At 55.8% G+C, this 8,743-nt stretch carries 9 protein-coding genes; 5 read left to right on the top strand and 4 right to left on the bottom strand.

Translation table 11 applies throughout. The features are described from left to right. Positions 1-8 precede the first annotated feature (8 nt). The 4 genes from JAO32_RS13915 to JAO32_RS13930 all read left to right on the top strand — a co-directional run bounded on the left by JAO32_RS13915 (position 9) and on the right by JAO32_RS13930 (position 4,071). Positions 9-326 carry a tetratricopeptide repeat protein gene (locus JAO32_RS13915; RefSeq protein ID WP_334241394.1) on the top strand — a complete coding sequence of 106 codons (318 nt, stop codon included), beginning with the start codon at positions 9-11 and terminating at the stop codon, positions 324-326. 76 nt (positions 327-402) lie between these two features. Then, a complete protein-coding gene (locus JAO32_RS13920; protein ID WP_334241396.1) occupies positions 403-1,056 on the top strand; it encodes an MgtC/SapB family protein in 654 nt (217 codons plus the stop codon). Between the two features lie 143 nt (positions 1,057-1,199). Next, positions 1,200-2,738: a magnesium chelatase gene (locus JAO32_RS13925; RefSeq protein ID WP_334241398.1), complete on the top strand. Its 1,539-nt coding sequence runs from the start codon at positions 1,200-1,202 to the stop codon at positions 2,736-2,738. An 82-nt stretch (positions 2,739-2,820) separates the two neighbouring features. After that, positions 2,821-4,071: a vWA domain-containing protein gene (locus JAO32_RS13930; RefSeq protein ID WP_334241399.1), complete on the top strand. Its 1,251-nt coding sequence runs from the start codon at positions 2,821-2,823 to the stop codon at positions 4,069-4,071. Here the strand turns inward: JAO32_RS13930 and JAO32_RS13935 are convergent. From JAO32_RS13935 to JAO32_RS13950, 4 genes are all read right to left on the bottom strand, one after another. After that, a complete protein-coding gene (locus JAO32_RS13935) occupies positions 4,068-4,628 on the bottom strand; it encodes an NUDIX hydrolase (RefSeq protein WP_334241401.1) in 561 nt (186 codons plus the stop codon). The genes JAO32_RS13930 and JAO32_RS13935 overlap by 4 nt on opposite strands. A gap of 286 nt (positions 4,629-4,914) precedes the next feature. Then, positions 4,915-6,015, bottom strand: coding sequence for a M23 family metallopeptidase (locus tag JAO32_RS13940; protein ID WP_334241404.1), 1,101 nt, complete (start codon positions 6,013-6,015; stop codon positions 4,915-4,917). A gap of 136 nt (positions 6,016-6,151) precedes the next feature. Next, positions 6,152-6,706, bottom strand: a complete 555-nt coding sequence (locus JAO32_RS13945) for a hypothetical protein (protein WP_334241406.1) — start codon at positions 6,704-6,706, stop codon at positions 6,152-6,154. Positions 6,707-7,060: 354 nt separating this feature from the next. Beyond that, positions 7,061-7,486: an ester cyclase gene (locus JAO32_RS13950; RefSeq protein WP_334241408.1), complete on the bottom strand. Its 426-nt coding sequence runs from the start codon at positions 7,484-7,486 to the stop codon at positions 7,061-7,063. 278 nt (positions 7,487-7,764) lie between these two features. On the opposite strand from JAO32_RS13950, the gene JAO32_RS13955 reads away from it, so the two are divergent. After that, positions 7,765-8,743 (top strand): S10 family serine carboxypeptidase-like protein (locus JAO32_RS13955; RefSeq protein ID WP_443082599.1); only part of this gene is annotated, 979 nt, incomplete at its 3' end.

Raw genomic sequence — 8,743 nt, forward strand, 5'->3', positions numbered from 1 at the left:
ATAGGAACATGGACAAGATTGCAATGCTCACCGAAATTCTGCAGGCCAACCCAGCCGATAGCTTTGCCCGTTACGGCCTGGCCATGGAGCACCTTTCGCAGAACAACCCGGAAAAGGCGCTGGAAGAGTTTACCGCCACCATCCAGCACAACCCCGATTACGTTCCCGCCTACCAGATGAGCGGACAGACGCTGGCCAAGCTACATCGCACAGACGAAGCAAAACAGCGCCTGCAGGATGGACTCGCGGCAGCGCAACGCACCGGCAATCGTCACGCCTCTTCGGAAATGGGTGCTCTGCTGGATGAATTAGAGCTGGGCTACTGATCTCTCCCTGCACTAAACTTTCGTGACCACGATGCCACTCCACATCACGCCTTCTCAAATTGCCATCAGACTGCTGTTGGCGACTGTGGCCAGTATGCTGATTGGCCTGAACCGCGATGAACACAGTCGCCCCGCGGGCATGCGCACCACCATGCTGGTCACCATTGCGGCCACGCTGATGATGTTGCAGGTCAATTTACTGCTGCCTATGGACAACCGCTCGTCCACCTCTTATATCGGACTGGACCTGATGCGCCTTCCGCTTGGTGTCCTCTCCGGCATTGGTTTCATTGGTGCGGGTGCGATCCTGAAAAAAGAGAACACTGCCATCGGCGTCACCACTGCGGCCACACTTTGGTACAGCACCATACTGGGGCTTCTCTTCGGCGGCGGTCAGCTTGTGCTGGGCATTGTGGGGACAATGCTGGCAGCGTTCATCCTGATTGTGCTGCGCCCTCTTGAAGCGTCCATCCCCCGCAGCCACACCGGCATCCTCACGCTGATCTGCGCAGACGCCGGCCCTTCCGAACAGCAATTGCGTTCGGCTATAGAAGCGGCTCATTGCCAAGTCATCAGTTGGGCATCAGAGTACGATTCGCCCACTCACCTGGCGCAGGTGCGCGTGGAGTTGATGTGGCACGCACCAAACACCGGCAACATCCTTCGTCCCATTGGGTTGGATGCCTTGCGTGCCATCCCTGGCGTCATGGGCTTCCGCTGGCAGAGATAGGCTAACGCACTGAATCGCTATGACGTGCGTAGTTTTCGCTAGCCCGAATACGCTGTGCGCTACGGCTATAGTTATCGATTACCTTGCGGCAGGGAGAACCGCTGCGACCAAATGATGTGTATCGGAGTCCTATACTTACTCCGATGGCCACACAACACACAATTCCGTCGCATCTTCCGCAGACACTTGGCGAACTTCGCAACAGCGAGTGGACCATCGACCGAGTATCGCGTTCCGTCAAAGACGAACTACGCGACAACCTGATTGCAAAGCTGCGCGCCAAGGAAACTATCTTTCCGGGCATCGTCGGTTATGAAGACACTGTGCTGCCGCAGATCGTGAATGCAGTTCTGTCGCGTCACAACTTCATCCTGTTGGGTTTACGAGGACAGGCGAAGAGCCGCATCCTGCGCGGCCTTACTACGCTGCTCGATCCTGTTGTGCCTTACGTTGCAGGTTCTGAGATTCGTGACAATCCGTACGTTCCACTCTCGGCGTATGCAAAGCTACTGATCGCTGAGAAGGGCGATGCAACTCCGATTGCGTGGCTTACTCCAGATGAACGCTACGTGGAGAAACTGGCGACTCCAGATGTTACGGTTGCAGATCTTATCGGCGATGTTGATCCCATCAAAGCCGCTAAGTCCGGCGAGTTGCTGAGCAGTGAACTCACCATGCATTACGGCCTGCTGCCACGTGCCAATCGCGGCATCTTCGCAGTCAATGAAATACCTGACCTTGCTGGCAAGATTCAGGTGGCACTGTTCAACATCATGCAGGAAGGCGACGTGCAGATTAAGGGTTATCCCGTACGCCTGCAGTTGGATGTTGCACTTACCTTCTCTGCCAATCCGGAAGACTACACGGCACGCGGCAAGATTGTGACACCGCTCAAAGACCGCATCGGTTCCGAGATTCGCACGCACTATCTTGATTCACTGGAACAAGCCGTCTCCGTGACGGAACAGGAAGCGTGGAGCACACGCGCTGCTCTCGATCTACACATTCCGCGATACATCCGCGAAGTAGTCGAGCAGATCGCATTCGTTGCCCGTGAAGACAAGCGCGTGGACAAGCGCAGTGGTGTATCGCAACGGCTGCCTATCTCTGTGATGGAGCTTGCGCTGTCCAACGCAGAACGGCGTGCATTGCAGCATGGTGAGACGGTTGCGGTGCCACGCATTGGCGACATCTACACGGCAATGCCAGGTATCACTGGCAAGATCGAGCTGGAATATGAAGGCGAGATGCGCGGCGCTGACACTGTTGTGCGTGATGTGATTCGTACCGCAGTACAACGCACCTTCGATGGCTACTTCGCTGAGGCCAACACGCAGCAGATTGAACAGTGGTTCAATCTTGGTGGAACGGTACAACTCTCCGATGCAGTAGCAGCAGAGGATTCGCTGAAGGAGTTACAGCAGATTCAGGGGCTCTTCGACAAGCTGAAGCCGTTGTCGCTACCGAATCGTGCATCCGCCGAAGTGCTTGTGTCTGCTGCAGAGTTCCTGCTGGAAGGCATGACAGCGCACAAGCGCATTAGCCGTACAGAGGAGCGCAGCTTTACCGCCGCGGAGAAACAGACACGCAAGGAACGAGCACAGAACTTCCACGAAGAGGTTCGCGAGCGTGAACGCGAAGACTGGCAAAACCGCAACCGCAGCAAGCGCGGCTTCAACTAAACCCTTGCGTCTTTCCTTGACGCACCAACGAATGGCTGCCTAAACCACACGCGCGGAGCGCGTCGAGAACGGCACGAAGTGCATGAAGCGTACGCGCTACACGAAGTTCCAGGGCGACTTTGCCGGAGGCATTGGTCTTGATGACCTGATGGAAGCTCTCGGAGACTTTCTGCTGGATAGCGGATTCCATGATCCGTGGTCAGAGTTCCAGGAGCTCAATGGCGATCACACGATGGAGAACCTGCGCGAAGCCATCAAGCAGGTGATGGAGTCCGGCGACTTCCTCGATGAAGAGATGCAGCAGCAGTACGACGAAATGAATCAAGAGCAGCGCGAAGAAATGCTGGATTCACTCGTGGAGCGGATGCAGCAGGGGGACTACATCCAGAAGCAGGAGGGGGAGGCTACGGAGATGCAGGGGCAGGCGGGGCCGGGGGAGATTGCACAGCCTGCACCGCCGCAGGGGGAAGCTCGCTTCCACGTCACCGACAAGAGCATGGACTTCCTCAGCTACAAGTCCCTGCGGGACCTGCTGGGTGGAATGGGACGCTCGATCAGCGGGCGGCATGACACTCGGTATGAGGCCAGCGGTATTGAGGCGAGTGGATCGTCCAAGCCGTATGAGTTCGGCGATGTGATGAACCTGGATGTGAATGCCACGTTGTCCAGCGCCCTGCAGCGCGAGGGTCTGAGCGTGCCGCTGAATGTGGAGTACAGCGACCTGGTGATCCATCAGAGCGAATACCAGTCGTCGTGCGCGACGGTAGTGATGCTGGATTGTTCGCACTCCATGATCCTGTATGGCGAGGATCGGTTTACGCCGGCCAAGCGTGTGGCGATGGCGTTGTCGCACCTGATCCGTACGCAGTTCCCCGGTGACTCGCTGCACCTGGTGCTGTTCCACGACTCCGCAGAGGAGTTGCCGATACAGGCAGTCGCGCGTGTGAAGGTTGGGCCTTACTACACGAACACGCGCGAGGGTCTGCGGCTAGCGCGGCGCATCCTTGCACGCAGCAACAAGGACATGAAGCAGATCGTGATGATCACGGATGGCAAGCCGTCCGCGCTTACGCTGGACGATGGCCGCATCTACCGCAACGCCTTCGGCCTTGATCCCATGGTGATTGCCGAGACTCTGGAAGAGGTGAACCGCTGCAAGCGCAGCAACATCGTGATCAACACCTTCATGCTGGCGCAGGACTTTGCCCTGATGCAGTTTGTGCAGAAGGTCAGCGCGATGTGCAAGGGCAAGGCTTACTTCACCAGTCCGGATCGCTTAGGCAGCTATGTGTTGCAGGACTTCATGAACCGGCGGATGAAGACGATTCACTAACCGCGGCGCTTCCACACAAGATATGTTGCCCACGCTGCGAGTGTGCAATTGTCTTCCACGCGACCGTCGAAGATCATTTGTTCGAACTCGTCGACGTTGACCCGGTGTACGGTCAGGCCGTCTTCCTCGGCCTCCAGTTCCGCCTCGCCCTGTGTCAACTCCTCTGCCAGCCAGACGTGGTGGCGCTGGCGCATAGCGCCGTAGGCGATCCAGTTGGCTGCGAGGCGGGTCATCTTCCCTGCGCGGAGGCCGGTCTCTTCGCGGAGTTCGCCGCGGGCGAGGGCCTCAATGTCCACGTCTTCGCCCTGCTCCCAACCGCCCTGCGGGAACTCGTAGTAGCTGCCTTCGACCGTGTAGCGGTATTGATGTACCAGCGTCAGGAAGTCACCTTGGGGAGTGTGCTCCAGCGGGATGATGATGCAGGCAGGATCCTTATCCAGAACGCCGTAGATGCCACGCTGACCGTTGGATCGTTCAATGCTGTCCTCACGGACACGAGACCATTTGTTCTGGTAAACGATGCGACTATCGAGCGTGCGGATTGGCTTTTGCTGCATATCCCCTAGGGTACCCCCCTCCCCCTGTTTTTCTAAAATCGTCTTTCTAAACGGTTTACGGATCTAGTGGCTGTAAAATCGTCTTGCTATTGGGGTTAGGGGCAAAATCGTCTTTCTAAAGCCTTTAGCTGTTGGCTGTTGGCTTTTAGCTATTTCCCTTGTTTCTATTTTAGTTGTTCTACGGAAATAGCATGCCAACTCTATTTCTTTTGGTTTGTTGGGGTTGAGTGGTTGTGGGGCTTGACAGCTTTCACTCTAAGCACTCTGCAGCGGACATATGCATCGGCTACGGAAATTGGACAACATCACCGTCCAACGGCATCTGGCCGTGGTGCGTTCCCGGAGGAACTGGTTCAAGAGGAACAGGCACCTGCGGGTCAAATGTAGTCTCGATTTTTGTCTTTCCCAGAAGCTTGAATGTCGTGATGGTGAATGGCAAACCTTCCGATTCTTCGAAAGTGGTTTTGTCGCTTACCTGAAAATGCAAATGGGGCGCGCCCGCAGAACCGGTTTGTCCAAGCCGTCCGATCACAGCCCCGCGTCGGATGTGCTGCCCCGGTCTAACAGTAACGCTTCCTTTGCGCAGATGAGCATAGTGCGCGTATATGCCGGGCGCGATTTCCAATACAACATAGTTGCCATACAAGCTGCGCGCGGTCAGGTCTTCAGGGACTTCCTGCGGCGTCAAGGGAGTACCATCTGGAGCGTCATTGCGAATGTCTCGCACTACCCCATCCGCTATCGCTAGTACTTCCCTGTTAAAGCCAAACCAGTCCGGGTCAAGAGTTGCACCTAATGATGCGTGCTGGCCCCGTATGGAGTGATTGGATTCATCCAAGCCAAACCAATCAATTGCGAACCTTTGCGGAATGGTTACCTCTCCATTCACGGCTACCAAGCTTCCCCAATGATGTGAGCGCGCATTGCCCGGTCCTTCAGTTGCGAGCCATCTTCCACCCCTCAAGGGCGGTCCAACCTCCACCACAGGCCTACTCGAAACCGGAATCGTAATATTTGCTTGCTGTAACTCACCTGCCGGTCCACAGAAGTCCAACTGCTGCCGAAGCGGCTTGTTTGTTGCTCCCTCAGGCAGCGTTAGCCATAGGTAAAGAACTTTGCGACGGCCTTGCTCTATTGGTATTCCATCCGAGTTGATTTCCTGCGGATGCACCAGCAGAGCACCCAGTGCATGCCCTTTCCATTGAAACAACGGCTGCGATGCTCTGTTCGCAAATACCGAAATGCGCTCGAGCGTTATAGGAGACGCTTCCGAGTTGAAGTTGGTGATATGTAGCTCATAAGCCAGGTGACGCCGACCATCACTTGCAAGTACAGGCTGTATCTGTGGAGGCATTTGAACTTCCACCTGGGCTTGATGAATCTTCACGTCCTTTGCCCCAACGGCATTACAGTGTTGCTCCGCAAACAGAGAAGCATTCCAAACCAGCAAAGCAGCGAGTACAGTTACGCACTCCTTCATGACTTTCCTCGTCTCCAGAAGTGAATTGGAGTTTACCTACCAGTCATGCCGACTGGTTTTCTTGTAGATGAAACCGTTGCGCTGATGAGTTCACTCCAACGTCTGACCGCCCATAGTCCAACAGCGACAGGAAGAATGTTCCCACGCCGTATGCGGCGCTGATGGCTATGAGTCCACGATCCTGTGCGTGCAGGGCGCTTTTCATTAACTCTATGACGCCGTACGAGCACAGGAGTGCAGAGAGTGCATAGGGATGCCTCAACGTTGTTCCTACAAACTTCGCAATGCCGGAGCGTGATGCGGAAAGGCGTTGGCCAAGCCGACGCAATTCATTCTGGAAACCTACGACTGCGGCTGCGGGGATGTAGCCGAGAGGGGTTCTTACTCGATTCCAGTCGACATTGCCCGCATGGAGACCGCTTGCGGAAAGTAGAAGGCTTCCGAGGATGACTCCTGCAGCGTTGAGTCTTGGTGCAGCGATGGGATGACGCGATTTTTGTCGAAGCGCGTAATCGGACGCGATCCATAGAAAGCCCACGGCGGTTTCGAGATTTGGATGGAGACCTCGTCGCAGGAGAAGACCGGCGTTTCCGGCCATCAAGCTTATGGCTGTGATGGTTGGCGCGGCGATGATGAGACGGGTTCGGATAGAGGTCAACAAAGAGCGGGCCTTTGTTGATTGTAGGTGAGTGGTTTTGCTTTCCATTCGGCGTTGGAGAGGGTTGAGAGGAAAGCAGGTCCTTCAGCTACGCTTCGCTTCGTTCAGGATGACGGTCTTTGACCATACGAGCTTCGCTGGGAAGACCGTGGTGAAGGTGAATTCCCTCAGGGGCTGAAGCCCCTTTTCTCGTGGTGCTTTTACGGCAGGGCTGAAGCCCTGCCCTTCCGAAGACGTACGCGTTATGCGTATGAGCTTCGCTGGCATCAATTATCGACCGTTAGTGTTTGTCCGCTAGGGTGTGGGTGAGGCGGGCAGGACACCTAACTGGGTCATGAGGCCGATGGTGTCCATGATGATGCGGGTGTCTTTGATGCGGCCTTCTTCCAAACGATCAATGACAATTCCCCATACTCGTACGGGCCGTTCCGTGGGAGGGATGCCGAGGAAGTTGCCACGGTGCGTGCCCGTCCATTCAAAGCGGCTGACGACTTTGTCGCCTTCACTTACCTGCTCGTAAATGGAGAAGACGATGTCCGGAAAACCGGTTCGCATGGCGCGGATGACATCCTTCAAACCTTCCAAGCCGGGTCCCTGGCCGGGAAGTGGAACCTGCTCGACAACATCTTCCCAAGCGTATCTGGAAGCCGCTTCAATGTTTCCGTTCGAGATAACTTCCTGTACAAATTCACGGACGATCTTTGCATTGTCCTGTGGCATTTGTTTCCCTTTCTTTTTCGGCGCAATTATAACGACAGGCCGCTGCGCTTTCGCGAAGCTGGTTTGCATTTGTGACTGAAATGGATCAGCAGCATTGGTGCGATGAAGTGTGGCGGGATTCTTTCCCTTCGCCAGGCTCAGAGCCAGAATGACTACCTTTGAACTCTGTTGATGACGGCCTTTGAAGCTTGTTGCGGAATTTGTCGCGCCGGAGGTATGGGTTGTCGTCTACTCTCTGATTATCGATAAAACAGTTTCTGTAACGGAGGACCTTCCCTTTGGACCCGCGCGCTCGACTTATTGCTTTATCCGCGCTTTCGTTTTTGCTGCTGCCCTTCTCGCTCTGCGCGCAGGAAGCCACATCTGCTGCGAAGCCTGACGCACCTGCGGCGAATGCGACTGCGACTCCGCAGCGTGGTCGTGCGGGGAATGCTGCTGCACCTGCTGCGAATGCTGCGGAAGGTGAGTTGCCGATTCCGGCTGAGACCACCTCTGTGACTCATCATGAGTGGACTGCGGGCTCACGTCCTGTGCACTACACCGCAACGGTTGGCGTTCTGCTGATCAATGGTGAGGGACAGGATTCCAAGCCTATCGGCACGATGTCTTACGTGGCTTACACCGAGGACGGTGTGCCTGCAAAGTCGCGTCCGGTGACGTTCTTTTACAACGGTGGGCCTGGTTCGGCGACGATCTGGTTGCACATGGGTTCGATGGGGCCGATTCGCGTTCTTACCAAGAGCCCCGAAGCTTCCGGTGCGCCGCCGTATGAGTGGGTGCAGAACCAGTACAGCCTGATCGATAAGAGCGATCTCGTATTTATCGATGCGCCTTTGACGGGTTATTCGCGTCTGGTGGGCAAGGGTAAGGCTGCGGACTTCCAGGGTGTGGATCAGGACGTACGCGCGTTCAACAAGTTCATTACGCGCTACATCACGGTGAATCAGCGCTGGGCTTCGCCGAAGTATTTGTTTGGCGAGAGCTATGGCACGCCACGTTCGGCTGCGCTGGTGGCTTCGCTGAACAATGATGGCATTGCTTTCAATGGCGTGACGCTGCTGTCGTCAGTGCTGAACTACTTTGTGAACTCGCCGGGCTATGACCTGGATACGAAGCGTTATATCCCCAGCTATGCAGCGATCGCCTGGTATCACAACAAGGTTCCGCATACCGGCACGATGCAGGACTTTGTGCAGAAGGCACGCGAGTTTACGCGTGGCGAGTATGCGATTGCGCTGGATCAGGGCGATATGCTGC

The organism is Terriglobus sp. ADX1, assembly GCF_036877645.1.
In the GTDB taxonomy this organism is placed as follows: Bacteria; Acidobacteriota; Terriglobia; order Terriglobales; family Acidobacteriaceae; genus Terriglobus.

Excerpts from the sequence above, each read along its gene's own strand:
- JAO32_RS13915 (WP_334241394.1), top strand. The coding sequence starts at position 9 with ATGGACAAGATTGCAATGCTCACCGAAATTCTGCAGGCCAACCCAGCC.
- JAO32_RS13925 (WP_334241398.1), top strand. The coding sequence starts at position 1,200 with ATGGCCACACAACACACAATTCCGTCGCATCTTCCGCAGACACTTGGC.
- JAO32_RS13930 (WP_334241399.1), top strand. The coding sequence starts at position 2,821 with ATGAAGCGTACGCGCTACACGAAGTTCCAGGGCGACTTTGCCGGAGGC.
- JAO32_RS13935 (WP_334241401.1), bottom strand. The coding sequence starts at position 4,628 with ATGCAGCAAAAGCCAATCCGCACGCTCGATAGTCGCATCGTTTACCAG.
- JAO32_RS13945 (WP_334241406.1), bottom strand. The coding sequence starts at position 6,706 with ATGGCCGGAAACGCCGGTCTTCTCCTGCGACGAGGTCTCCATCCAAAT.
- JAO32_RS13950 (WP_334241408.1), bottom strand. The coding sequence starts at position 7,486 with ATGCCACAGGACAATGCAAAGATCGTCCGTGAATTTGTACAGGAAGTT.